The sequence below is a fragment of the Streptomyces sp. SAI-127 genome (assembly GCF_029894425.1).
Classification (GTDB): domain Bacteria; phylum Actinomycetota; class Actinomycetes; order Streptomycetales; family Streptomycetaceae; genus Streptomyces.
On the sequence record NZ_JARXYJ010000001.1, the window covers coordinates 4503570 to 4527701 of the forward strand.

The following is a 24132-nucleotide window of genomic DNA, read 5'->3' on the forward strand; positions in this document are numbered from 1 at the left end:
TCGGTGAGGAGTGGTGTTTTCTGTGATGTCCATCTGACCAAATCGGCCATGAGCATGCGTCAGCCCTCGGGGCCAACTCCATGTACACCTGGGGTATGACACGACATGCGGACGCCCCCTACTACCCGTAGGGGGCGCCGCTCTGCCGAAAGGTCAGCAGGCCTCAGCCCGCGCGATGCACCACCGCGTCGCACAGCTCCATCAGCGCCGCCTTCGCATCGCACTCCCGCAGCGGGGCCAGGGCCGCGCGCGCGTCCTCGGCGTACCGCACGGTGTCCTTGCGGGCCTGCTCCAGTGCGGGGTGCGTACGCAGGGCGGCCAGCGCCTCCGCGTGCCGGGCGTCGTCCGTGAGGTCGGAGTCGAGCAGCTCGCACAGGGCGATGTCCTCGGCCAGACCGAGGCGGGCGGCCCGCTCGCGCAGCCGCAGCACCGGCATCGTGGGGATGCCCTCGCGCAGGTCCGTGCCCGGCGTCTTGCCGGACTCGTGGGAGTCGGAGGCGATGTCCAGGACGTCGTCGGCGAGCTGGAAGGCGACGCCGAGGCGCTCGCCGTACTGGGTCAGGACGTCCACGACCGTCTCGTCGGCGCCGGACATCATCGCCCCGAAGCGGCACGAGACCGCGACCAGCGAGCCCGTCTTGCCGCCGAGCACGTCGAGGTAGTGCTCGACCGGGTCCCGGCCGTCCTGCGGCCCGGCGGTCTCCAGGATCTGGCCGGTGACCAGGCGCTCGAACGCCTCCGCCTGCACCCGGACCGCCTCCGGCCCGAGGTCGGCCAGGATGTGCGAGGCGCGGGCGAACAGGAAGTCGCCGGTCAGCACGGCCACCGAGTTGCCCCAGCGGGTGTTGGCGCTGTCGACACCCCGTCGGACCTCGGCCTCGTCCATGACGTCGTCGTGGTACAGCGTCGCGAGGTGGGTCAGCTCCACCACCACGGCCGACGGCACCACGCCCGGCGCATAGGGGTCCCCGAACTGGGCGGCGAGCATCACGAGGAGCGGACGGAACCGCTTTCCACCCGCGCGCACCAGATGCTGGGCGGCCTCCGTGATGAAGGGAACCTCACTCTTGGTGGCCTCGAGCAATCCCTCCTCGACAGCCGCCATTGCGGCCTGGACATCGGCTTCCAGAGCCTGGTCCCGCACGCTCAGCCCGAACGGCCCGACGACGGTCACGAGGGGTCTCCTGTCTGCTGGTGTCCCACTGGCGGTTATACGGAATGTCGATACGTCGCTGCCATCACTCAAGTCAGCGTATCCGGTCATCTTTGGATCACCGATAGCGCCCGCCCCGTCCATGCCAGGCGGTATCGGATCACGACCGGTATGTTTTTGATCACCTGAAAAGAAGGGATATCTATCGACTTGTAGGGAAGTAGCCGCCCGTGTCCCGAACCGAGGTCGAGATCGCGACGACGGCCGCCGCGGCCTGGCTGCGCCGCACCATGCACCCGGTGCTCTGAAACCGACGGGACTCCACCGATGCACATCCGTACGTCCTTCCCCTACGAGACGACCCACGACGACGTCCGCATCCCGCTGCCGGACGGGACGCTCCTGTACGCACGCGTGTGGCGGCCCCTCACCCCCGAACCGGTACCCGCGATCCTCGAATACCTGCCGTACCGCCTCACCGACTGGACCGCTCCCCGCGACTGGCAGCGCCACCCCTGGTACGCGGGCCACGGTTACGCCTCCGTGCGTGTCGATGTGCGCGGGCACGGCAACAGCGAGGGCGTGCCGGGCGACGAGTACTCCGCGACCGAGCTCGCCGACGGGGCCGAGGTCGTCGGCTGGCTGGCCGCGCAGCCCTGGTGCGACGGCCGGGTCGGCATGTTCGGCATCTCCTGGGGCGGCTTCAACTCCCTCCAGGTCGCGGCCCTGGCACCCGAGCCGCTCAAGGCGGTCGTCACGGTCTGCTCCACCGACGACCGCTACGACAACGACGCGCACTACATGGGAGGTTCCGTCCTCGCGGTGGACATGCACGCCTGGGCGGCGACGATGCTCGCCTTCGCCTCCCGGCCGCCGGATCCGCTCCATGTCGGCGACGTGTGGCGGGACATGTGGCTGGGACGGCTCGAACAGGTCGACCCGTTCCTCCACACCTGGCTCGACCACCAGACGCGCGACGTCTACTGGCGCGCCGGCAGCGTCTGCGAGGACTACGGCGCGATCGTCGCGGCCGTCCTCGCGGTGGGCGGCTGGCACGACCCGTACCGCGACACGGTCCTCAGACTCGTCGAGCACCTGCCCGTCGAGCGCGTACGGGGGCTCATCGGTCCGTGGTCCCACCAGTACCCGGACCGCGGCCTGCCGCCCGGCCCGGCGATCGGCTTCCTCCAGGAGACCCTGCGCTGGTGGGACCAGCACCTGAAGGGCGTCGACACCGGCGTCATGCGGGAACCGCTCCTGAGGGCCTACGTGAGCGACTCCCACCCCCCGGCCACGGTCTACGACACCCTGCCCGGCCGCTGGGTCGGCGAGCCGGCGTGGCCTTCCCCGAACGTGACGACGGTGTCGTACGGCCTCCAGGGTCCCCCCGTCCTGGTCCGCTCCCCGCAGCACACGGGCGTGGACGCAGGCCGTTTCTTCCCGGTCGGGAACGACGCCGACCTGCCGCCGGACCAGCGGGAGGAGGACGCGCGTTCGGCCTGCTTCGAGTTCGCGGTGGGTGTGGAGACGTGGGTCCTCGGACGGCCGCGGGTGCGGCTCAGGGTGACCTCGGAGGTGACGCGCGGGCAGGTCGTCGCGCGGCTGTGCGATGTCGCCCCGGACGGGTCGTCGACCTTGGTCACGCGGGGCGTGCTGAACCTCTCGGCACGCCATGGGCGGGACCGGGCCGTGCCCTGGGAGCCGGGCGCGACGCAGGAGGTGAGCTTTGAACTGAACGGCGTCGGGCACGCCTTCCCGCCCGGCCACCGCATCCGGCTCGCCGTCTCCTCGGCGTACTGGCCGTGGATCTGGCCGCAGCCCGGTTCGCAGGCGGGATTCGCGCTGGAGCCTGCGGGGAGCTTCCTCGAACTGCCGGTACGCGCGCGTGAAGCCTCCTCGGACATCGCGTTCGAGGAGCCGGAGCAGTCCGAGCCGCTCGGCGTGAGCCACCCCGCGACCTTCGACGAGCCGCGCCCCGAGCGCCTGGTCGTCCGTGACGTGGCCAAGGGTGAGTGGCGTCTCGAGGTCGACCCGCGGTACGGCGGCACGCGCGTGTACCCCGACGGTCTGGAGTGCACCGAGGACGCGCTGGAGACGTACACGATCGACGAGAACGACCCGCTGTCCGCCCGCACCCGCTCGGACTGGTCGATCCGGCTGCACCGCCCGGAGCTCGGCTGGGACGCGACCGTCCGGACCCGCTCGGAGATCACCTGCGACGCGACGGACTTCCACACCTCGAACGAGGTCGTCTGCACCGACGGCGGCGAGGTGGTCTTCCACCGGACATGGGAGAAGCGGATCCCACGGACGGCCGGTTGACCACGAGTTGGGCACTCTTGACCGTTTTACACCTCTTGCGCTCGGCTGTGACTTGGCCCACGCGGACAGGCGGACGGACGCCGATCCGGAATCTGCCGATCCACCTTTGCCGAAACCTCAGTTGAGGCTTGGCGACCGCAAAGGATCAAGTGCCCCAAATGCCTCCTACCAAGGTCAATAGGCATCGCATGTGAATTCGCCACTTGTTCCGGACATGTGCTCTCGCATACGTTCCCGGCCTGTCGGGCGGACGCCGAATCCTGCCACCGCCCGTACACCCACCGAGAAACCAGGGCAGGAGCGGGGGACCCAGGTAAGCCGCCGGACCGGGCGTCTTCGGACATACCGGTACGGCTTGGGGTGAAGTCACGCCTTTCGTAGGCGTGTCCGGGCAACTCCAGCCCGAACCCGACAGCTCACCTCGCAGGCGCCGGAGAGGAACTTCGCCATGTCCGCTGCCGCTCAGCACCGACGTACCCGTACCAGCCGTCTCGTCCGCAAGCTCGCCGTCGCCGGCACCGGAGCCGCCGTACTCGCGCTCCCCCTCATCGGCGCGACCAGCGCGTCGGCGGCCACCCCGCCCATGCAGACCGCGGCCACGCTCGGCTACCCCAACACCCTGGACGGCTGGATCCGCGCCTCCCTCGCCGTCATGGCGGAGCACGGGATTCCCGGCTCCTACGACGGCATCTACCGCAACATCATCCGTGAGTCCTCCGGCAACCCCTGGGCCATCAACAACTGGGACTCCAACGCGGCCGCCGGCACCCCCTCCAAGGGCCTGCTCCAGGTGATCGACCCGACCTTCAACGCCTACCACGTGGCCAACACGTCGTGGGACCCGTACGACCCGGTCGCGAACATCACCGCGGCCTGCAACTACGCGGCCCAGCGGTACGGGTCCATCGACAATGTCTGGGGCGCCTACTAGGCCTCGGGAAACAGTCTTTCGAGGACGACGGCGATGCCGTCGTCCTCGTTCGACAGGGTCACCTCGTCGGCCACGGCCCGGAGTTCGGGGTGCCCGTTGGCCATCGCGACGCCGTGGGCCGCCCAGTCGAACATGGGGATGTCGTTGGGCATGTCCCCGAAGGCGATCGTCATCTCCGGCCCCAGGCCCAGGTGTTCGGCGGCCAGCGCGAGGCCCGTCGCCTTGGTGATGCCACATGGCTGGAGTTCGACGGTCCCGGGCCCCGACATGGTGACCGTGGCCAGCGAGCCCACCACCGAGCGCGCCGTCACCGCCAACTCGTCGTCGGACAGGTAGGGATGGCGCAGCAGCACCTTGCTGATCGGCTCGCACCACAGGTCGTCGCGCCGGCCCACCCGCACGGCCGGCAGGGTCGGATGGGGCATCAGATATCCCGGCTCGATGAGCGTGAGCCCGTCGACACCGTCCTGGTCGACGGCCGCGTACACCTGTCCGACCTCGGCCTCGATCTTGCCGAGCGCGGTCTCGGCCAGCTCCCGGTCCAGGGTCACCGACCACAGCAGACGGTCGGCGCCGGCGTCGTACACCTGCGCGCCCTGCCCGCACACCGCGAGCCCCGTGCTGCCCAGGTCGTCGAGCAGCGGCCGCACTCTGGGTGCCGGCCGTCCCGTCACGACGAGATGCTGGGCCCCACCCGCGGCCACCCGTGCGAGCGCGGCCAACGACCGGTCGGAGAGGGTGTCGTCGGCGCGCAGCAGCGTGCCGTCCAGGTCGGTGGCGATGAGTGAATATGCGGGGGAGGCGGCCATGATCAGAGAATACGGATGGTTGGCCCCCTGCGACTCGACGCGAACCGGACGGCTGCTGCTTTCACATCCGTTGACCGCAGTTCCGGTTCCTGGGCATGTCCCGTGCGGCTCCGCCCTGTTGACGCGGCGGCCGGCCGGGGAGCGGTGCGGAACGGCCAGGCCGGCGTGCGCCGCGTCGCCGTGCCCCCACCTGCGTCGTACGGCTCACCCGTCACACCGCGCCGCCGGCGGAACGCCTACGCCGAGTCCCGGACCACCAGTTCGGTCGGGAGGATCACCCCGGCCGTGTCCTCGCCGGCGATCTGGGCGAGGAGCATGCGGACCATCTCGGCACTGATGCGGTCGAAGGGCTGGCGCATGGTGGTGAGGGCGGGGGCGCCGGCGGTGGCCGCGGGTGAGTCGTCGAAGCCGCCCACGGTGATGTCGCCGGGGACCGAACGCCCGGCCTGCTGAAGGACGTTGACGACACCCAGGGCCATGAGGTCGGAGGCGACGAAGACGGCGTCCATGTCGGGGGCCTGGGCCAGCAGGCGGCGGGCCGCCCGTTCACCGCCGCTGCGCCGGAAGTCGCCCTCGACCACGAGCGCCGGGTCGTAGGGCAGGCCCGCCTCCGCGAGCACGTCCCGGTAGCCGGCCAGCCGGTCGGGGCCGCCCGGCATGTCCAGCGGCCCGGTGACCATGCCGATACGGCGCCGGCCCCCCGTGAGCAGATGGCGGACCATCTCCTGCGCGCCCTCGCGGTCGGCGGCCGCCACGTAACTCACCTTGGAGCCGAGCCCTATCGGCTTGCCGCAGACCACCAACGGGATCCCGGCGTCGTGGAGTTCGGCGGCGACCGGGTCGCCGCTGTGGTTGGAGAGCAGCAGCACGCCGTCGACATGACCCGAAGTGATGTACCGGGTCAGCCGGCGCCGGTCGTCGTCGCTCTCGGCCAGCATCAGCAGCAGCGGGATGTCGTGCTGGGCGAGCCGCTCGGTGCAACCCCGCAGCAGGACGTTGAAGTTGGGGTCCTCGAAGAACTTCTCCTGGGGCTCCGTCAGCAGGAACGCCACCGAGTCCGACCGGCCGGTACTGAGGCTGCGCGCATGCCGGTTGACCACGTAACCGGTCTTCCTGATGGCGGCCTCCACGGCCCGCCGGGCGGCGGGCGAGACGTAGTGGCCGCCGTTCAGGAAGCGGGAGACGGTGCCCCGCGAGACGCCCGCCTCCCGGGCCACGTCGTGGATGGTCGGAGGCCTTCGGCGTCCGTTCGCGCTGGTGGTCATGTTCCTCGTTCGTGAAAGGGGGTCCGGGGCCTCAGGCCTTGACCGAGCCGCTGAGCAGGTCCAGGGACCAGAACCGCTGGATCACCAGGAAGAGCCCGATCAACGGGAGGATCGCGAGCAGACAGCCGGTGATGACCAGGGTGTAGAGGGCCGGCTGCGAGGCGCCCTGCGCGAGCAGCGTGTAGAGGCCGAGGGTGATCGGGAACTTCTCGTCGTCGGCGAGCATCACGTAGGGCAGCAGGAAGTTGTTCCAGATGCCGACGAACTGGAAGAGGAACACCGTGATCAGGCCCGGCATCATCATCGGTACGGCGATCCGCGAGAAGATCCTCCACTCGCTCGCGCCGTCCATGCGGGCCGCCTCCATCAGCTCGGCGGGCACCGAGGCGGACGCGTAGATGCGGACCAGGTAGACGCCGTACGGCGAGAGGATCGACGGCAGCAGCATCGACCAGTACGAGTCGGCCATGCCCAGCTTCGACAGCAGCAGGTACTGCGGTACGGCGAGCACGATGGACGGCACCAGGACGCCGGCCAGGATCATCTTGAAGATGGCCTCACGGCCCCGGAAGGCGAACCGGCCGAGCGCGTAGCCGCCGGCGGCGGAGACCGCGGCCGAGAGCAGGGCGCCGAAACCGGCGTAGAAGGCCGAGTTGGCCATCCACTTCCAGAAGATGCCGTCGCGGTAGTCCGTCAGGTCGCTCAGGTTCTGGAGGAAGCCGCTGCCGGGGGCGAAGGTGAAGGTGGAGAAGAGTTCCGACCGGTCCTTGGTCGCCGCGATGACCACCCAGGCGATGGGGATCAGGCAGTACAGGGCGCCGAGGACGAGCACGATCGTCGGTACCCAGGCCGTACGCCGTGCTTTGGCGGCCCTGCCGGTGGTGTCGGCGGTGAGGGTGAGGGGGGTCATGCCCGGTCCTCCCGGGTGTAGCGGTCGGAGATGCGCAGCAGGGTGAAGGAGAGGACGAACGTGGCCAGGGCCAGGACGACCGCGGTGGCGGAGGCACCGTAGATGTCGGACTGCAGGAAGGCCTTGTCGTAGATGGCCATCAGGGGGCTCCACGAGCTGGGCAGACCGTTGGTCAGGGGCTTGAGGGCCATCGGCTCGGTGAAGACCTGGAGGGTGGCGATCACCGAGAAGAAGAAGGTGAGCACCAGGGAGGGCATCACGATCGGGATCTTGATCTTCAGGGCGATGTCGAGGTTCGACGCGCCGTCGATCCTGGCCGCCTCGTAGATGTCCGGCGGGATCGCCCGCAGGGCGGTGTAGATGACGATCATGTTGAAGCCGGTGCCGCCCCAGACCGCGATGTTCGCGAAGGAGAGGTAGAGGTTGCCGCCGTCGAACAGGTCGGGCTGCGGGAGGCCGAACTTGTCGAGCAGGTAGTAGAAGGGGCTGACGTCCGGCAGGTAGAGGAAGCCCCACATCAGGGCGGCGATGATGCCCGGCACCGCGTAGGGCAGGAAGATCATCAGCCGGGCGAAGGGCGCGCTGCGCGCCTTCGGGGTGTCCAGCATCAGCGCGAACAGCAGCGCGAGGCCCAGCATGGTCGGGATGACGATGAGGCCGTAGCCGGCGGCGCGCAGCACGCTGTCGCCGAACTCGGAGTCCTTGAGGACGTCGGTGTAGTTGCCGATGCCGTTCCAGACCTGTGAGCGGGCACCCTTGCCGAGGCCGATGCCCTTGACCTGGACCCTGTGCAGGCTCAGCCAGATCGCGTACCCGATGGGCACCACGGTGAAGGCGGCGAAAAGGGTCAGGGTGGGCACCAGGAACCAGTACGGTGCGCTGCGGCCACGGCGGCGGGGGCGGCTGGGGCGGACGGACTGGGCGGCGCCGGTGCCGTCCGCCAAGGGCCCGACCTCGGTGAGGTCGGAGCCCTTGAGCGGAGCGCTGGTCATGCCTCGGTCACCTCGAAGCCCTGCTTCTTCATGTCGGCGAAGGTCTTCGACTGCACGGTGGCCAGGGCCGAGTCGAACTGGGACTCCTTCTTCGCCTTGGTGGCCTTGCCGAACGCGTCCTGGAAGGTGGTGTAGGCCGTGTTGACGTTGGGGCCCCAGGCTGCGGCGGCGGTGGTCGCGGCGATCTCGCCGGCCGTCGTGTAGAAGTCCGCCTGGTTGGAGAAGAACTCCGGCGTGGTGAGGACGTTCCCGGACTGGCCCTTCGTGGCGGCCGGGTAGATCGCGACCTCCTTGACCAGGGCGGCCAGCGCCTCCGGGTCGGTGTTCAGCCAGGTGGCGAACTTGGCGGCGGCCTCGGCGTGCTGGGAGTCGGTGGAGACACCGGTGGAGGAACCGCCCCAGCTGCCGGTGACGTTCTCGCCGGACTTCCACTGCGGCAGCGGGGCCATGCGCCACTTGCCCTTGGTGTCGGGGGCGGAGGAGACCAGCACACCGGGCGCCCAGACGGCGGAGACCCAGGCCAGGTGGGTGCCCTTGTTGAGGGCGTTGTTCCAGGCCGGGGTGTACATCGGCTGGTTGTCGATGACGCCCTCCTGCACCAGGCCGCCCCAGAACTCGGCGACCTGCTTGGTGGCCGCGTCGTCGATGCCGACGCTCCACTTGCCGGCCGAGTCGACGGTCCACCACTTGCCGCCGGCCTGCTGGGCGAGGCCCGCGAACAGACCGGGGTCGTTGGAGGAGAACGTGGTCAAGTAGGCGTCCGGGACGGCCTTCTTGGCGGCGCGGGCGGTCTCGGCGAACTCCGTCCAGGTCTTCGGGACGCTGAGTCCGTGCTTCTTGAAGAGGTCCTCGCGGTAGTAGAACATCAGCGGCCCGGCGTCCTGCGGGATCGCGTAGAGCGCGTCCGTGCCGAGGGTGACCATGCCCCACAGGCCCTCGGCGAAGCTGGACTTGGTGTCGCCCGCGTACTTGGTGATGTCGGCCAGGACGTCGTTGGAGACCAGGGTCGGCAGGGACTGGTACTCGACCTGGATGAGGTCGGGGGCGTTGCCGGCCTTCTTCGCGGTGATCAGCTTGGAGACGATCTCGCCGCCGCTGGCCTGCTTGGACACGGTCACCGTGATGTCCGGGTTCTTCTTGTTCCAGATCGCGGCGACCTTCTCCATGTTCGGAGCCCACGACCAGTAGGTCAGCTTGACCGGCCCGCTGCTCCCGCCGGAGTCCTTGTCGTCGGAACCGCCGCAGGCGGCGAGGGTGCTCGTGAGGCCGAGGGCTGTGGCCCCGGCAAGGATGCTGCGCCTGCTGATCTGGCGGCGGTTGATCGACATCTTCATCTCCCCTGACTTGGAACCAGCCGTCCCGCACGTCCCGCGTACGCGGCAACCGCCGTGGGGGGAGGTTCTGCGGACGTGACCGAGAGGCTGTGCGCGAGGGCCGCGCGGCTCTGTGATCGTGCACAGTAGAGAATTGTTTCCGCCCCTTGTCAATGGCGGGGGCGTGGGGTTACCTACTTGTTGCTCGCCGATGACAGGGGCGAGGGGAGCTGTGCACGATCACAGAAAATGAGGGTTTTTTGTGATCGTCAGGCGTTACGCCGACTCCCCTCGCCCCGCTCCCAGGCCTCCCCCCGGCCGCCGAGGTCACCACCGGGCCGGTATCCCCGTGACCGTCCGCGAAAGGACCCTTTGACATGCGCAGACGTACTGTCCTCTCCGCTGCCGGAGCCGCCGCGCTCGCCGTTCCCGTGCTGGGGGCGGCACCGGCCGTCGCCGCACCGGCCACCGTCCGGCGGGGCCGTCTGGAGATCCGGGGCGTGGACATCTCCTCGCTGCCGAAGAACGAGGACCACGGCGCCGTGTACCGCACGGCCGACGGCCGCCGCGAAGACCCGGTCCGCCTGCTCGCTCAGTCAGGCGTCACCCACGCCCGCCTCAAGGTGTGGGTGAACCCGGCCGACGGCTACAACAACAAGGCGCACATCCTGCCGCTCGCCCGGCGCCTCAAGCGGGCCGGGGTCGGCATCTGGATCGACTTCCACTACTCGGACAGCTGGGCCGACCCCGCCCACCAGACCAAGCCGGCCGCCTGGGCGGACCTGGACGTGGCGGGCCTGACGCGCGCGGTGTACGACCACACGGCCGACGTCCTGGGAGCGCTGAAGCGGCAGGGCACCCCGGCTCAACTCGTGCAGATCGGCAACGAGTTGAACGGCGGCCTGATCTGGCCCGAGGGCAACTGGGAGCACTTCGACACCATGACCGCCTTCCTCAAGGCCGGTCTGAGCGCGGCCCGCGACACCACCCCGCGGATCCGCACGATCCTGCACCTGGCGAACGGCGGCGACAACGGGCTGTACCGCTGGTGGTTCGACAACATGGTGGCGTACGGCGTCGACTTCGACATCATCGGGCTCTCGTACTACCCGTTCTGGCACGGCCCGATCACGAACGCGGCCGCCAACATGGCGGACATCACCGCGCGTTACGGCAAGCCGTGCGTGATAGCCGAGACGGCGTACCCGTTCACGCTGGAGAGCGAGGACGACGTCAACGACATCCTGAACGACCCCTCGCAGCTGACCGAGGGCTTCCCCGCCACGCCGGCGGGCCAGGCCGCGTGGCTGCGCGAGGTGGCCGACCTCGCGGCCGGTGTGCCGGACGGGCAGGGGCTGGGCTACTGCTACTGGGAGGGCCTGTGGACCTACCGCGCGGGCAGCGGCTGGGACCCGACGGACTCCTCCTCGGGCAACGCATGGGAGAACCTGGCGCTGTTCGACTTCCAGGACCGGGCGCTGCCGGGGCTGCGGACGCTGGGGCGCTACCGGTCGTAGGACGGGCCACGGGGTTACAACGGTTCGTTGAAGAACGTACATGGCGCCGTACTGGCTCGACGGCGATCGTGCGATCTGGGACGCCGGTACGGCGCCTGCGTGCGGGGCCCCCGCTCCACCGCAGTGATGGTTCGGGGCTTCCCCGTCGCCTCTGGCCGTACCCATATGGACCGTTCGGGGCGTGCGGCCGAGCCGGACTCACTCCTGCTCAGTCAGGAGGAAAGGTGTAGTGGGCTACACCCCGCATACGCCGGGCAGCTCCCTCGTGGCGGTCGGCGGGCGGCGGAATCGTGGACGGTATCGAATCCGCCCCGAGAAAGGGTTGGCCACAGCCATGCGCCGTAGCCTCACCATCGCCACCGCCCTGACCGCCGTCGCCCTCACCGCCGTCCTCGCCACCGGCTGCGACCCCGACGACGTGGACAACTCCCTGGACTGCGTGTCGAACGCCGACACCATCGCCGACAGCGTCAAGGCCATCCACGAGGCCGGCTGGGACGCGGTGAAGGACCCCTCGAGGACCGACGAATCCATCGCCACGATCGACAAGAACGTCGACGAGATCAACAAGGCCCAAGGCGACTCGGCCGGCAGCGAGGTCGACAAGGCCGTCAAGGACCTCGACCAGGCGATCGAGGACTACAACAAGTCCATCCTCGACGGAGACACCCACCCGGACACCGGCAGGATCGACGCGGCGGCCGACCGGCTGAAGGACGTCTGCACCTCGTGAGGCTAGCCGTGGGCCGCCGCCAGGTGGCGGGCGAGCCTCGGGGAGGCGAATTCCGTGCCGCACACGAAGCGCATCACCGGGCCGTAGGACGCCGCCGCCGGCAGGCCGGTGAAGTACAGGCCCGGAACGGAGGAGACGTATCCGGCGCCGAGCCTGGGCGTGCCCCGGCTGACGGCGAGGGCGGTGCGCAGTTCATGCCCGAGGAAGTCCATCGCGGCGAGGTCGACGCGGTAGCCGGTGGCCGCGATGACGTGGTCGGCGGCGAGGCGGTCCATGGCCCCGGTGCCGGTGAGGACCTCCAGGCTCGGGTGCCCCTGTGAGGCGTCCGCCTTGAGGATGCGGTCCACCTCGGTGACCTGCACCTTCCCCTCGAAGCGGTCGCGCAGCCACCACGCGCCGAGCGGGCCGAGGACCCGTCGGACCAGGAAGTGGCGGGCGCCGGCCGGGAGGTGGCGGTAGGAGTGCGGGTAGTAGGTCAGGGCCCACAGCGACCAGGCCCGGCCGAAGGGCGACTCGGGGCGCAGCCTGGGCTGCTTCCACGGCGGTGCGCCGAAGGCCACGCTGCCGCGGCCGCGGGCGACCACCCTGACCTGCGCGCCCGCCTCCGCCGCCAGGGCGGCCGTCTCCAGCGCCGACTGGCCGGCGCCGACGACGATCAGCTCCTTGCCGGAGTAGCGGGTGAGGTCGTGGTGCTGGGAGCTGTGGGAGACCGGGCCGGTCGGGGCGGGTCCGTCGGGTGCGGCGGCGGCCAGCTCCGGGGGCAGGTGGGAGAGCCCCGACAGACCGGTGGCGACGACGACCGCCCGCGCGGTGAACGACTCCCCCGAGTCGAGCTTGAGCTGGAAACCCCCCTGCTCGCTCCGGTCCACGGCCACCACCCGCACCTGCTCCAGCTCGGGCACCAGCTTCTGCTGGAACCACTGGCCGTAGGCGATGAAGGTCTCCACGGGGACGATGTCCTCGTCCGTGACCAGCCGGGGGATCCCCGCCGCGTCGCAGTAGTCGACGAGGGTGTGCCCGTGCTGGGGCGCGTCGAGGTTGGAGGCGGCCGGGGTCGACTTGAGGAGCATGCCCGCGGGCATGTGGTCGCGCCAGCTGACCATGGGGTCGCCGAAGACGCGCACGGGTATGCCGCGCGCCCGCAGATGGGCCGCGGTCGACAGGCCGAAGGGCCCGGCACCGATGACTGCTACCGGATGGATCACGAAGTCCCTCCCCAGGACGTCACTTCGTCACTTCGTGGTGGTTCCGCTGTTCAGTTGGTCGTGCCGCCGCGGCGGTTGGCCCGCCACAGCTGGTAGAGGTGCTTGGCACCCGGCCGCACGAAGCGCCCGAGCATCGTGAGGAACGGCAGCGGGTCGTCACCCGCGAGCCAGGCCAGCTCGGTCCCGCTGGGCCGCTTCGGCGCGTGCGGTGTCGTATAGCCGCTGCGGCGGTAGGCGAGCAGGGCGGGCAGGTCGATGTTCTCCACGACATAGCGGTGACCGGCCCGCTGTTCCCCCTCCGGAACGGCACGTCCGGTCAGATCCAGGTGCATGGCGCGGACGACGTCCACCGCCGACTCGCTCTCGAAGAGCCGGAACTGGGCGCCCATGCGGGGGTTGAAGTCGAGCAGTTTGTACTGACCGTCGCGCCGGTCGAAGCGCAGGTCGAGGTCGATGATGCCGGTGTAGCCGATCTGTTTGATGAACCGTGCGGCGAGGTCCGCGAGTTCCGGGTTGTCGACGACGTACGCGTTGGCCGTCATGCCCGCGTGCGGCGGCCAGGAGCGGACCTTGACGCCGGTGAAGATGGCCAGCGGTGTGGAGTCGCGGTCGAAGTAGGCGTGCACGATCCAGTCCTCGGCCTCCTCTCGCGGCAGGTACTCCTGGAGGATCACCCCGGGCCGCTCACCCCAGTCACGGGCGAGGGCGAGCAGCCCTTCACGGGTGGCGATGCGCGTGGTGCCGCTGACCGCGGGCCGCCGGCGCCGTACGAACGCCTCGCGGTTCTTGGCCACCACCGGGAAACGGGCCTTCTCGGCGAAGTCCACGATGTCTTCGTACGACTGCGGGAAGGCGGCCTCCGGGCTCGCGATCCCGTGTTCCACGCACAGTTCGTGCAGGCCCTGTTTGCTGGCCAGCCGGCGGGGCAGGCCGGGCTCCACGCGCGGGAAGAGGAAGCGGCCGAAGAGGTCGTTCTGGTGCTCGGCGATCAGGACCGCCGCCTCCTCGTCGGTCGGTACCAGGACGGCGGGGCGGCCGATGCGGCGCCCGATCCGGATCAGTCCCTCGATCAGCCGGCCCGGGTCCTCGGTGCCGGTCGTCGGCCAGACGAACGCGCGGGTGAGGTACCGGGAGGCGGCCGCGGGCGTGTAGCGGTCCTCCGTGATGGCGTACATGGGCACGCCCAGGCGGCCCAGACTGCGGATCGCGCCGACTCCGCCGTGGTGCAGCGGGTAGTCGCCGAACTTGACGATCAGGGCCGGCACCTCACGATCGGCCTCGAATGGCACACTGCTCGCGCTTCTGGCCACGGTCCCCCCACGCGTCCCCCAACGGACGCGATCCCACCCATCCCGTCCGTACTCGCAAAGGACGCTAAGCCGGAATGGAAGCCTCCGAGTATCCCGTAACGGGACATTGCGAACTCTTTAGTCACTCTGCTGTCCCTCGAGGCACTGCCGCGACAGACGACTCGGACGTAACGTGTGCCGCGACCACCTGCACCGCACGGCATGCGCGAGAGTGAGGCAGCACCCCATGCCCCCCTTCGATGTCCCCTTCGACGTGCCCGAGGGCGACCCCTTCGGCCCGCACAACCTTCCCTACGGAGTGTTCTCGCCTCCGGGTTCGTCCGACCGGACCGTCGGCGTCCGCCTCGGTGACCAGGTCCTCGACGCGGGCGCGGCGGCCGCCGCCCTCGGTTCTCCGTACGTCTCCCTGCTCGCCCGGCCCTCCCTGGGCCCGCTCCTCGCCGCCGGCCGCACGGCCTGGTCGGACGTGCGGCGCGCGCTCACCGCGTGGGTGACCGTGCCGGCGCACCAGGAGGCCGTGGCGGGGTTCTTCCATCCGCTGTCGTCGGTCGACCTCCATCTCCCCTTCGAGGTCGCGGACTACGTCGACTTCTACGCCTCCGAGAACCACGCGCGAAACGTCGGCCAGATGTTCCGGCCCGACGCCGCCGACTCCCTGACCCCCAACTGGAAGCACCTGCCGATCGGGTACCACGGCCGCGCGGGCACGGTGGTGGTGTCGGGGACGGATGTCGTACGGCCGTCGGGACAGCGGAAGGCCGCCGCCGACGCCTCTCCCGTCTTCGGGCCGTCCGTGCGGCTCGACATCGAGGCGGAGGTCGGTTTCGTGGTCGGGACGCCCTCGGAGCTGGGCCGGCCCGTCGGGCTCGGCGACTTCCGGGAGCACGTCTTCGGGCTGTGCCTGCTCAACGACTGGTCCGCACGGGACATCCAGGCCTGGGAGTACGTCCCTCTCGGCCCGTTCCTCGGCAAGTCCTTCGCCACGTCGGTGTCGGCATGGATCACCCCGCTGGACGCCCTGGAGGAGGCGCGGGTGGCGCCGCCGGAGCGGACGCACGAGCTGCTGCCGTATCTGGACGACACCGCTTCCGACGTGGAACCGGGTGGCTACGACCTGCGGATCTCCGTCGCGGTCAACGGCCACGTGGTGTCGGAGCCGCCGTTCTCCTCCATGTACTGGACGGCGGCCCAGCAGTTGGCCCACATGACGGTGAACGGGGCCTCGCTGAGGACGGGTGACCTGTACGGCTCGGGAACGGTGAGCGGGCCCTCGGCGGGCGAGCGGGGGTCGCTGCTGGAGCTGACCTGGAACGGCCGGGACGCGCTCGAACTCCCCGACGGCAAGCGGACCTTCCTGGAGGACGGGGACGTGGTGACGCTGTCGGCGTGGGCTCCCGGTCCGGGCGGGGTCCGGGTGGGGCTGGGGGAGGTGGTGGGGCGGGTGGTCTCCGGGGAGGTGTGAGGCGTCCGGTGCTGTTCGAGTCCTGCCGTTGGGCGTCCGCTCACGGCATACTGGCGGCGGGCGGCATACGTGGGACGACGTACCGACCGCCCTGCGGCACCTCACCACCCAGCCCCACCTTCCCTGTCTCCGATCAGGATGCGGAGCCCGTGGCATGACTCTCTGCCTGCTCCTGCTGAGCACCGTCGCCGTAGCGGCCGCCGTGCCGGTGCCGCGCGCGCTCACCCGGTCCGCGTGGCCCGAACGGGAACCGGTGGTCGGGCTGTGGGTGTGGCAGTGCCTGGTCGCCACGGTGCTGCTGTGCTGCCTGACGGCGCTGGTGCTGGGAGCGGCGGCGGTCTTCCACACCGTCCGCGACCATGTGTTCGCCCCGGCGCCGCCGGCCGTGACCGCGGCGTACGACCTCTCGGCGGCGCCGGTCTGGGCGGTCACCCTGACCCTGCTGCTGGCGGGCGGGGCCGCGTGGACCACGGCGATGCTGGCCCGTGAACTGGTCGAGGCCCGTCGGCGCCAGGGGCTCGCCCGTGAGCATCTGCGGGAGCGGGCGCCGGATCTGCCGGCCGGGCTGGGTGCGGTCGCGCGCGGTCCGCTGCTGGTGTTGGAGGACGAGTACCCGGACGCCTGGTGGATGCCGGGGAATCCGCCGCAGCTGATCGTGACGACCGGTGCGCTGCACCGGCTGACCGATCACCAGCTGGACGCCGTCCTCACCCACGAGCGCGGGCATGCGCGGGCCCGCCACGACTGGCTGCTCCATCTGTCGACGGCGCTGGCCACGGGATTTCCCCGGGTGCCGCTCTTCGCCCACTTCTGCGACCAGACGCACCGCTTGGTGGAACTGGCGGCGGACGACACGGCGTCGCGGCGGTGCGGTCACCTGACGACGGCGCTGGCGCTGATCGAGCTGAACCAGCATCGGGGGGTGCTGTCGTGCGCCTCCAGTCATCGGCTGCTGGGTGAGCGGGTGGACCGGTTGCTGGAGCCGCCGCCGCGGTTGTTGCGGCGGCAGCGGGCGCTCACGTCCGCGACGGCGGCGCTGGTGCCGTTGCTGCCGCTGCTGATCGTTTTCGGGCCGGGGTTGTCGGCGCTGGTGTAGGCGGTCGGTTGTCGGCCGCGGGCCCGGTGGGGCTGGTCGCGCAGTTCCCCGCGCCCCTGGGTGGGTTGCAGCCGCCCTCGCTTTCTTCGGCAGGTGGCACATGTCACCCCACGGCGCCTGAAACCGCAGGTCAGACACGGATCCGTCACTGCGTCAGGTGGCGCAACAATCCAGCAACACAGCTTTTCCTACCGGCTCGGTATGGTTCCGGCCATGCCATCCACCGACCGTGTCCGGGACCACGCCGGCCAAGGCGCGACCACCGTCGCCGCCCGCGCCCGGCGCCGGCTGCGTGCGGACCAGGCACGACAGCTCGCCGACCTTCTGCGCCACCAGCTCCTGACCGGCGGCTTCGAGGACGGCACCCTCCCCCACGAGACGACCCTCGCCACCGACTACCGCGCCTCCCGCAACACGGTCCGCCAAGCCCTGGACCTGCTTCGCGCCGAAGGCCTGGTCGAACGCCTCCCCGGCGTCGGCACCGTGGTCGTGGGCCAGAAGTACCCCCATGGCCTGGACCGTCTGATGGGTCTCGCGGAAACCCTGCACGAACACGGCACGGTCACCAACGAGGTCCGCACCATGGGCCCGGCCGCCGCCCCCCACCCGGTCGCCCGGCGCCTCCAGATCGCCCCCGGCACCGACGTCCTCTACATCGAACGCCTGCGCCGCCTGAATGGCCTCCCCCTCTCCCTCGACCTCACCTACCTCCCCCTCGACATCGGCACCGCCCTGCTCGGCGCCGACCTCGAGAACACCGACGTCTTCCGCCTCCTGGAGACGATCACCGGCCAGGGCCTCGGCCACGCCGAGATCACCCTGGAGGCGGTGAACGCGGACGCCCACTCCGCCGCCGTACTGGAAGCCCCGCGCGGCGCGGCCGTCCTGATGCTGGAACGCCTCACCCACCTCGCCGACGGCCGACCCGTCGACCTGGAGTTCATCCGCTTCCGCGGCGACCGCATCACGATGAGCGGCCTGCTGCACCGCTCCCTCTGACCTCTTTCCGAGCCGTTTCCTGGAGACAGCCATGCCCTTGGCGCCCCAGCGGGCCGACGTGCCCGTGACCATCGACGAGTCGAAGTGCATCGACGGCTGCACGCTCTGCGTGGACATGTGCCCGCTGGACTCCCTCGCCATCGACGAGAGCAACGGCAAGGCCTACATGCACGTCGACGAGTGCTGGTACTGCGGCCCGTGCGCGGCCCGCTGTCCCACCGGAGCCGTCACGGTCAACATGCCCTATCTGCTCCGGTGAGAGGTCCAGAACTCCCATGAAACACAAACCGGTTGTCGCCGCTCTGCTGCTGTTCGCGCCACTGACGGCCTGCGGCAGTGCCCAGGCGGGCGACAGTTCCACGGTCACCGTCACCGTCGGCTACCAGTCCAAGACCATCAACACGGTCACGGCCGGAACGCTGCTTCGCTCGCTCGGCTACTTCGAGAAGCAGCTCAACTCCCTCCACGACGGCCACACCTACAAGGTCGACTGGCAGGACTACGCCACCGGCGCCCCCATCACCGCGCAGATGACCGCCGGGAAGATCGACATCGGCTCGATGGGCGACTTCCCGCTGCTCATCAACGCGGCCCGCGGCAAGCAGCTCGGCAAGCCCACCCGCCTGGTCTCGGTCACCGGCTACAACCTGCGCGGCGGCCTCAACACGATCGTCACCTCCCCCGGCTCGGACCTCGCCTCACTCGACGACCTGCGCGGCAAGAAGGTCTCCACGAGCGTCGGCTCCGCCGCCGACGGCACTCTCGTACGGGCCCTGCAGCGCGCCGGCATCGACCCCGACAAGGGCATCGAGAAGCTCAACCAGCAGCCCGCGGTGGGTGCTTCGGCCCTGTCGGCGGGCAGCGCGGACGCCCTGTCGCAGTTCGTCGCCTGGCCCGGTCTGCTCGCCTACCAGGGCAAGGCGAAGGCGCTCTACGACGGTGCCGAGCTCGACCTCCCCACCTTCCACGGCGTCACCGCCCGCGAGGACTTCGCGAAGCGGCGGCCGCCGGTCCTGGAGGCGTTCCTGAAGGCCCAGGCCGAGGCCACCGACTACCTCAACGCCCACCCGGTCGGCGCCGCCGAGTCGGTCGCCAAGGCCACCGGCCTGCCCGCCGAGGTCGTCTACCTCTACAACGGCGCCCACGGCATCGCCACCTTCGACCCGGCGATCAAGCCCCAACTGGTCTCCGCCCTGAAGAAGGACGTCTCGGTCCTGAAGGCGGCCAAGCTGACCGGTGACGTGGACGTGGACTCCTTCGTCGACGACCAGTACGTCAAGAAGGCCCTCGGGTCCGACTACGCGGGTCGCCTCGCCCTGAATCCGCCCGCCTCCGCGAGCGAGGTCTGGCCCAAGGGCGCCTCCAGGACGCAGAGCTTCAAGACGCCCGCCGAACTCCTCGCGTACGTCTCCGCGCACAAGGACGGCGTCCGCGCCGCCTACGTCCCCGACGCCACCACCGGCACCCTCTGGTTCGCCGACAAGGCGGTCTGGGTGGCCGACGGCGACGAACTGCTGCCCTTCGTGGCGCCGGAGACCGCGCAGGCCTACGTCTCCGCGCACGGCGGCGCCCGGGTCGTCACGTACGCCGAGGCGCTGGAGCGGGCGTCGTGAGCGGGAAGGCGCGCGCAAGCCGGGGCCGGGGGGTGCCCCGGCTCGGCCGGTACGCGCTGCGGGCGGGCTCGCTCGCGGTCGCCCTCGGCGGGTGGCAGCTGCTGACCAGCCTCGACATCGATATGTGGCTGCGCTTCTCGCAGTTCCCCACGGTCGCCGACGTGGCCCGCACCTTCGCCGACCGGCTGTCCGGCCCGGACTACTGGACGGACCTCACCGACAGCCTCACCCGCATCCTCACCGGTTTCCTGCTGGCCGCGGTGCTCGGTGTGGCGGCGGGCGTGCTCGTGGCGCGCTCCCGTCTCGCCGAGGACCTGCTCGGCCCGGTCCTGGAGGTCGTCCGCCCGATCCCGGCGATCGCCCTCGTCCCCGTCGCGATCCTGCTGTTCCCCTCCAACGAACAGGGCATCGTCTTCATCACCTTCACCGCCGCCTTCTTCCCCGTCCTGGTCTCCACCCGGCACGCGGTCCGCGCGCTGACCCCCGGATGGGAGGAGGCGGTGCTGACCATGGGCGGCGGCCGCTGGTGGATCCTCGCCTCGGTCGTGCTGCCGGGCGCCCTGCCCGGCATCTTCGGCGGCCTGTCCGTCGGCATCGGCGTCTCGTGGATCTGTGTGATCTCCGCCGAGATGATCTCCGGCCAGTACGGCGTCGGCTACCGCACCTGGCAGGACTACACCGTCGTCAACTACGCGGGCGTCTTCGTCGGCATGGTCACCATCGGCGTCCTCGGCTGGCTCACCTCCACGGCCGTGGAACTCCTGGGGCGCCGCCTGACGCGATGGCTGCCGAGGACGTCGTACGTCGCTGCCGGCCGGCCGGCGCGGCGGGTGGACCGTGCCGCGGCCGCGGTGCCGGTGAGCCCCACGACTCGGGAGGGCGTGCCCCATGACCAGCTCGTCTGACGTCCGTTCGCCCGCCCGCGCCGGCGCGGCACTGGCGCTGCGCGGCGCCGCTCTCGGGCGGCCCGACGTGCCCGTGCTCGACGGAGTGGACCTCGTGGTGGCTCCCGGCGAGATCCTGACCCTCGTCGGGCCCTCCGGATGCGGCAAGTCGACGCTGCTGCGCACGCTCGCCGGACTGTTGTCGCCGCTTGCCGGAGAGGTCAGCCAGGACGGACGCCCGCTGACGGGCCCCGCCGCCCACCGCGCCCTGATCTTCCAGGAGGACGCCCTCCTGCCCTGGCGCACCCTGCGCTCGAACGTCGAACTGCCGCTCGCGATCAAGGGGTTGCCGCGTGCGGAGCGCAGGCGGCAGGCACAGGCGTGGCTGGAGCGCGTCGGACTTGCCGACCAGGCCGGGCAGTTGCCGCACCGTGTCTCCGGCGGACAGCGCCAGCGCGCCCAGCTGGCCCGCGCCCTCGCGGGAGCGCCGCGCGCCGTCCTCATGGACGAACCCTTCGGCGCCCTGGACGCCCAGACCCGCGCCGGAATGCAGGACCTCCTCGTCGAGGTGCTGCGGGGCACCGGGGCCACCGTCGTCTTCGTCACCCACGACGTGGACGAGGCCCTCTTCCTGGGCGACCGGGTCGCGCTCATCGGCTCCGGCCGCCTGGTCGCCGTACGTGACGTGCCCCGCCCGCGTGACCGCGCGGCCCACGACGACCAGGCACACCTGGCGCTGCGGCGCGACGTCCTCTCCTCGCTCGGTACGTGAAAGGCACCCTGGTGGACACCCCTCTGCAGATTCCGGCCCTCGACGAGGCCGAGGAACTCACCTGCGACGTCCTTGTCATCGGCGGCGGCACCGCCGGCACCATGGCCGCCCTGACCGCCGCCGAGCACGGCGCGGACGTCATCCTGCTGGAGAAGGCCCACGTCCGGCACTCCGGCGCCCTCGCCATGGGCATGGACGGCGTCAACAACGCGGTCATCCCCGGCCGCGCCGAACCGGACGACTACGTCGCCGAGATCACCCGCGCCAACGACGGCATCGTCGACCAGTCCACCGTCCGCCAGACCGCCACCCGCGGTTTCGGGATGGTGCAGCGTCTGGAGTCGTACGGCGTGAAGTTCGAGAAGGACGAGCACGGCGACTACGCGGTCCGCCAGGTCCATCGCTCCGGTTCGTACGTGCTGCCGATGCCGGAGGGCAAGGACGTCAAGAAGGTCCTGTACCGGCAGCTGCGGCGGCGCGAGATGCGGGAGCGGATCCGCATCGAGAACCGGGTGATGCCGGTGCGGGTGCTGACCGCTCCCGAGGACGGGCGTGCGGTGGGCGCGGTCGGCTTCAACACGCGTACGGGCGCGTTCGTCACGGTCCGCGCGGGCGCGGTGATCCTGGCGACCGGTGCCTGCGGCCGCCTGGGCCTGCCCGCCTCGGGCTACCTGTACGGCACCTACGAGAACCCGACCAACGCGGGCGACGGCTACGCCATGGCCTACCACGCGGGCGCCGAGCTCACCGGTATCGAGTGCTTCCAGATCAATCCGCTGATCAAGGACTACAACGGGCCGGCCTGCGCGTACGTCGCCAACCCCTTCGGCGGCTACCAGGTCAACCGGCACGGCGAGCGCTTCGTCGACTCGGACTACTGGTCCGGCCAGATGATGGCCGAGTTCGCGGCGGAGATCGCGTCCGACCGGGGGCCGGTGTACCTGAAGCTGAGCCACCTCCCCGAGGAGTCGATCTCGTCCCTGGAGGCGATCCTGCACTCCACGGAACGGCCCACGCGGGGGACGTTCCATGAGGGCCGCGGTCACGACTACCGCACTCACGACATCGAGATGCACATCTCCGAGATCGGCCTGTGCGGCGGCCACTCGGCCTCCGGGGTCCGCGTCGACGACCACGCCCGTACGACCGTCCCCCGCCTCTACGCCGCCGGCGACCTGGCCTGCGTCCCGCACAACTACATGATCGGCGCCTTCGTCTTCGGTGACCTGGCCGGCGCGGACGCCTCCCGGTACTCGCCGTACGAAGGGGAGTTGCCGCCCGACCAGCTCCGCGAGGCGCACGAACTGATCTACCGCCCGCTGCGCAACCCGGACGGCCCGCCGCAGCCACAGGTCGAGTACAAGCTCCGTCGCTTCGTGAACGACTACGTGGCCCCGCCGAAGTCGGGGGCGCGGCTGTCGCTGGCTCTGGAGTCCTTCGAGCGGATGCGCACCGACATCGCCTCGATGGGTGCCCGCACCGCGCACGAGTTGATGCGCTGCGCCGAGGTCTCCTTCATCCGCGACTGCGCCGAGATGGCCGCGCGCGCCTCCCTCGCCCGAACGGAGTCCCGCTGGGGCCTGTACCACGACCGTCTCGACCACCCCCATCGCGACGACACCTCCTGGTTCCACCATCTCGACCTGCACAAGTCCCCCTCCGGTGCGATGGAGTTCACGGCTCGTCCCGTGGCTCCCTATCTGGTCCCCATCGACGAGTTCACCCCCGTCGGCGGCGCCTCCCGGTACCTCGGCGAGGTGCACGCCGAGGTGGTGGCGACGGCGGGGGCGCGGGAGGTGGCCCCGGTCGCGGTCGGGCAGTTCGGTGCCACGAACGACACGGCCGCCGACCGTCCCGGTGCCGACACCGTGACGGACGCCCCGGACTCACCCGCCCCGGTCTCCTCCGCCCCCGTCTCCTCCGCCCCGGTCTCACCCCGTCTGCTCGGACTCCTCGCTCTCGCCGAGCAGGAACCCGAACTCGCCGTCATCCGGACCTACTTGTCCGATCCCGAGCCCGCTGTCCGCCGTACGGCCGTCACCGTCCTGACGGAGACCGCGCCACCAGGGACCGGACCGGTCCTCGCCACGGCCCTCACCGACCGCGACCCCGGCGTCCGCGCCGCCGCGGCGGCGTCCCTGCGCGAACTCGTCGAGACGCTCCCGCCGGAACCCGCCCTCCGCGAGGGTCTCGCCGCCGCCCTGGCCGAGTCCGACCCGGTCGTCCGCGCCGCCGCCCTGGACGTGCTGCGTGCCCTGCACCTCGGCGACACGGAACTGTTCGCCGGCTCCCTGAGCGACTCGGACATCGCCGTCCGCATCGAGGCCGTCCGCGCCCTCGTCTCCGTGGACGCCGCCGTGGAACTCGCCCGCGCGGCGACCACCGACCCCTCCCGCGAGGTCCGCGTGACGATCGCCAAGGCACTGGCCACGGTGTCGGCGGAACGCCCGCTCGACGTCGTCCTCGACGCCTTGTCCCGTCTCACCGAGGACCCCGACGCCCTGGTACGGGGGGCCGCTTACGCAGCGCTGGGCACCACCGGCTGCCCCGCCCCCCTCGCCTCCCGCGCCGTCGCCGCCCTGTCGGCCGCCGCCTGGCAGGTCCGGTCGGGTGCCGCGACGGCGCTGTCCGCCGCCGAACCCGATGTGGCCGTCCCCGCCCTCGCCATGGCCCTCGCCGACCCGAACGCCGACGTCCGCAAGGCCGCCGTCCTCGCCCTGACCCGGCACACGAGCGCCGACGACGCCCGCGCGGCCCTGGCCACGGCGACGACGGACTCGGACGCGGACGTGAGGGCGTATGCGGCGCGGGCCCTGTGACGTGATGTAAGGCCCGCGCCACAGCCG

20 protein-coding genes and 1 riboswitch are annotated in these 24132 nt (G+C 70.8%); of the genes, 12 read left to right on the forward strand and 8 right to left on the reverse strand.

Annotated features, from left to right (window positions below):
* Nucleotides 1-163: 163 nt before the first annotated feature.
* Entirely contained in the window at nucleotides 164-1174 is a 1011-nt protein-coding gene (locus tag M2157_RS20455) for a polyprenyl synthetase family protein (protein WP_280863153.1), read from the reverse strand.
* Between the two features lie 306 nt (nucleotides 1175-1480).
* Between M2157_RS20455 and M2157_RS20460 the strand changes: the two genes are divergently transcribed.
* On the forward strand, nucleotides 1481-3475 hold the full coding sequence (locus tag M2157_RS20460; RefSeq protein ID WP_280865894.1) for a CocE/NonD family hydrolase: 1995 nt from the start codon (nucleotides 1481-1483) through the stop codon (nucleotides 3473-3475).
* A gap of 269 nt (nucleotides 3476-3744) precedes the next feature.
* Nucleotides 3745-3918, forward strand: a riboswitch (cyclic di-AMP (ydaO/yuaA leader).
* Nucleotides 3919-3923: 5 nt separating this feature from the next.
* Complete coding sequence (locus M2157_RS20465) at nucleotides 3924-4406, forward strand: transglycosylase SLT domain-containing protein (RefSeq protein WP_280865895.1); 483 nt, start codon at nucleotides 3924-3926, stop codon at nucleotides 4404-4406.
* Here the strand turns inward: M2157_RS20465 and M2157_RS20470 are convergent.
* The 5 genes from M2157_RS20470 to M2157_RS20490 all read right to left on the reverse strand — a co-directional run bounded on the left by M2157_RS20470 (nucleotide 4403) and on the right by M2157_RS20490 (nucleotide 9716).
* Nucleotides 4403-5215: an HAD family hydrolase gene (locus tag M2157_RS20470; protein WP_280863156.1), complete on the reverse strand. Its 813-nt coding sequence runs from the start codon at nucleotides 5213-5215 to the stop codon at nucleotides 4403-4405. The two genes, M2157_RS20465 and M2157_RS20470, sit on opposite strands and share 4 nt — an antisense overlap.
* A gap of 236 nt (nucleotides 5216-5451) precedes the next feature.
* Complete coding sequence (locus M2157_RS20475) at nucleotides 5452-6480, reverse strand: LacI family DNA-binding transcriptional regulator (protein ID WP_280863157.1); 1029 nt, start codon at nucleotides 6478-6480, stop codon at nucleotides 5452-5454.
* 31 nt (nucleotides 6481-6511) lie between these two features.
* Nucleotides 6512-7390 carry a carbohydrate ABC transporter permease gene (locus tag M2157_RS20480; RefSeq protein WP_280865896.1) on the reverse strand — a complete coding sequence of 293 codons (879 nt, stop codon included), beginning with the start codon at nucleotides 7388-7390 and terminating at the stop codon, nucleotides 6512-6514.
* On the reverse strand, nucleotides 7387-8382 hold the full coding sequence (locus M2157_RS20485) for a sugar ABC transporter permease (protein WP_280865897.1): 996 nt from the start codon (nucleotides 8380-8382) through the stop codon (nucleotides 7387-7389). The genes M2157_RS20480 and M2157_RS20485 overlap by 4 nt, the downstream gene beginning before the upstream one ends.
* Nucleotides 8379-9716, reverse strand: coding sequence for a sugar ABC transporter substrate-binding protein (locus M2157_RS20490; protein WP_280863160.1), 1338 nt, complete (start codon nucleotides 9714-9716; stop codon nucleotides 8379-8381). The genes M2157_RS20485 and M2157_RS20490 overlap by 4 nt, the downstream gene beginning before the upstream one ends.
* A 356-nt stretch (nucleotides 9717-10072) precedes the next feature.
* Between M2157_RS20490 and M2157_RS20495 the strand changes: the two genes are divergently transcribed.
* Nucleotides 10073-11212 (forward strand): arabinogalactan endo-1,4-beta-galactosidase, encoded by a 1140-nt coding sequence (locus M2157_RS20495; RefSeq protein ID WP_280863161.1) that lies wholly within the window; start codon nucleotides 10073-10075, stop codon nucleotides 11210-11212.
* Between the two features lie 334 nt (nucleotides 11213-11546).
* Nucleotides 11547-11945, forward strand: a complete 399-nt coding sequence (locus M2157_RS20500) for a hypothetical protein (RefSeq protein ID WP_280865898.1) — start codon at nucleotides 11547-11549, stop codon at nucleotides 11943-11945.
* A gap of 2 nt (nucleotides 11946-11947) precedes the next feature.
* Here the strand turns inward: M2157_RS20500 and M2157_RS20505 are convergent, their stop codons facing one another.
* Both M2157_RS20505 and M2157_RS20510 read right to left on the reverse strand, forming a co-directional pair.
* Nucleotides 11948-13150, reverse strand: coding sequence for an FAD-dependent oxidoreductase (locus tag M2157_RS20505; RefSeq protein WP_280863163.1), 1203 nt, complete (start codon nucleotides 13148-13150; stop codon nucleotides 11948-11950).
* A 50-nt stretch (nucleotides 13151-13200) separates the two neighbouring features.
* Nucleotides 13201-14439, reverse strand: a complete 1239-nt coding sequence (locus M2157_RS20510) for an ATP-grasp domain-containing protein (RefSeq protein WP_280865899.1) — start codon at nucleotides 14437-14439, stop codon at nucleotides 13201-13203.
* Nucleotides 14440-14686: 247 nt separating this feature from the next.
* On the opposite strand from M2157_RS20510, the gene fahA reads away from it, so the two are divergent.
* The 8 genes from fahA to M2157_RS20550 all read left to right on the forward strand — a co-directional run bounded on the left by fahA (nucleotide 14687) and on the right by M2157_RS20550 (nucleotide 24105).
* Nucleotides 14687-15922, forward strand: coding sequence for a fumarylacetoacetase (fahA, locus tag M2157_RS20515; protein ID WP_280865900.1), 1236 nt, complete (start codon nucleotides 14687-14689; stop codon nucleotides 15920-15922).
* A gap of 154 nt (nucleotides 15923-16076) precedes the next feature.
* Complete coding sequence (locus M2157_RS20520; protein WP_280863166.1) at nucleotides 16077-17018, forward strand: M56 family metallopeptidase; 942 nt, start codon at nucleotides 16077-16079, stop codon at nucleotides 17016-17018.
* A gap of 213 nt (nucleotides 17019-17231) precedes the next feature.
* Nucleotides 17232-18017, forward strand: a complete 786-nt coding sequence (locus M2157_RS20525) for a GntR family transcriptional regulator (protein WP_280865901.1) — start codon at nucleotides 17232-17234, stop codon at nucleotides 18015-18017.
* Nucleotides 18018-18048: 31 nt separating this feature from the next.
* Nucleotides 18049-18276 carry a ferredoxin family protein gene (locus M2157_RS20530; protein WP_010986276.1) on the forward strand — a complete coding sequence of 76 codons (228 nt, stop codon included), beginning with the start codon at nucleotides 18049-18051 and terminating at the stop codon, nucleotides 18274-18276.
* Between the two features lie 16 nt (nucleotides 18277-18292).
* Complete coding sequence (locus tag M2157_RS20535) at nucleotides 18293-19630, forward strand: ABC transporter substrate-binding protein (RefSeq protein WP_280865902.1); 1338 nt, start codon at nucleotides 18293-18295, stop codon at nucleotides 19628-19630.
* On the forward strand, nucleotides 19627-20535 hold the full coding sequence (locus M2157_RS20540; RefSeq protein ID WP_280865903.1) for an ABC transporter permease: 909 nt from the start codon (nucleotides 19627-19629) through the stop codon (nucleotides 20533-20535). Before M2157_RS20535 ends, M2157_RS20540 begins: the two co-directional genes overlap by 4 nt.
* Nucleotides 20519-21286, forward strand: coding sequence for an ABC transporter ATP-binding protein (locus M2157_RS20545; protein WP_280865904.1), 768 nt, complete (start codon nucleotides 20519-20521; stop codon nucleotides 21284-21286). The genes M2157_RS20540 and M2157_RS20545 overlap by 17 nt, the downstream gene beginning before the upstream one ends.
* A complete protein-coding gene (locus tag M2157_RS20550) occupies nucleotides 21283-24105 on the forward strand; it encodes a fumarate reductase/succinate dehydrogenase flavoprotein subunit (RefSeq protein WP_280865905.1) in 2823 nt (940 codons plus the stop codon). The genes M2157_RS20545 and M2157_RS20550 overlap by 4 nt, the downstream gene beginning before the upstream one ends.
* The last annotated feature ends 27 nt before the right edge of the window (nucleotides 24106-24132 follow it).

Bases quoted from the DNA above. Each gene is read 5' to 3' on its own strand.
- M2157_RS20460 (WP_280865894.1), top strand. From the start codon at position 1,481: ATGCACATCCGTACGTCCTTCCCCTACGAGACGACCCACGACGACGTC.
- M2157_RS20465 (WP_280865895.1), top strand. From the start codon at position 3,924: ATGTCCGCTGCCGCTCAGCACCGACGTACCCGTACCAGCCGTCTCGTC.
- M2157_RS20470 (WP_280863156.1), bottom strand. From the start codon at position 5,215: ATGGCCGCCTCCCCCGCATATTCACTCATCGCCACCGACCTGGACGGC.
- M2157_RS20475 (WP_280863157.1), bottom strand. From the start codon at position 6,480: ATGACCACCAGCGCGAACGGACGCCGAAGGCCTCCGACCATCCACGAC.
- M2157_RS20480 (WP_280865896.1), bottom strand. From the start codon at position 7,390: ATGACCCCCCTCACCCTCACCGCCGACACCACCGGCAGGGCCGCCAAA.
- M2157_RS20485 (WP_280865897.1), bottom strand. From the start codon at position 8,382: ATGACCAGCGCTCCGCTCAAGGGCTCCGACCTCACCGAGGTCGGGCCC.
- M2157_RS20490 (WP_280863160.1), bottom strand. From the start codon at position 9,716: ATGAAGATGTCGATCAACCGCCGCCAGATCAGCAGGCGCAGCATCCTT.
- M2157_RS20495 (WP_280863161.1), top strand. From the start codon at position 10,073: ATGCGCAGACGTACTGTCCTCTCCGCTGCCGGAGCCGCCGCGCTCGCC.
- M2157_RS20500 (WP_280865898.1), top strand. From the start codon at position 11,547: ATGCGCCGTAGCCTCACCATCGCCACCGCCCTGACCGCCGTCGCCCTC.
- fahA (WP_280865900.1), top strand. From the start codon at position 14,687: ATGCCCCCCTTCGATGTCCCCTTCGACGTGCCCGAGGGCGACCCCTTC.
- M2157_RS20520 (WP_280863166.1), top strand. From the start codon at position 16,077: ATGACTCTCTGCCTGCTCCTGCTGAGCACCGTCGCCGTAGCGGCCGCC.
- M2157_RS20525 (WP_280865901.1), top strand. From the start codon at position 17,232: ATGCCATCCACCGACCGTGTCCGGGACCACGCCGGCCAAGGCGCGACC.
- M2157_RS20530 (WP_010986276.1), top strand. From the start codon at position 18,049: ATGCCCTTGGCGCCCCAGCGGGCCGACGTGCCCGTGACCATCGACGAG.
- M2157_RS20535 (WP_280865902.1), top strand. From the start codon at position 18,293: ATGAAACACAAACCGGTTGTCGCCGCTCTGCTGCTGTTCGCGCCACTG.
- M2157_RS20545 (WP_280865904.1), top strand. From the start codon at position 20,519: ATGACCAGCTCGTCTGACGTCCGTTCGCCCGCCCGCGCCGGCGCGGCA.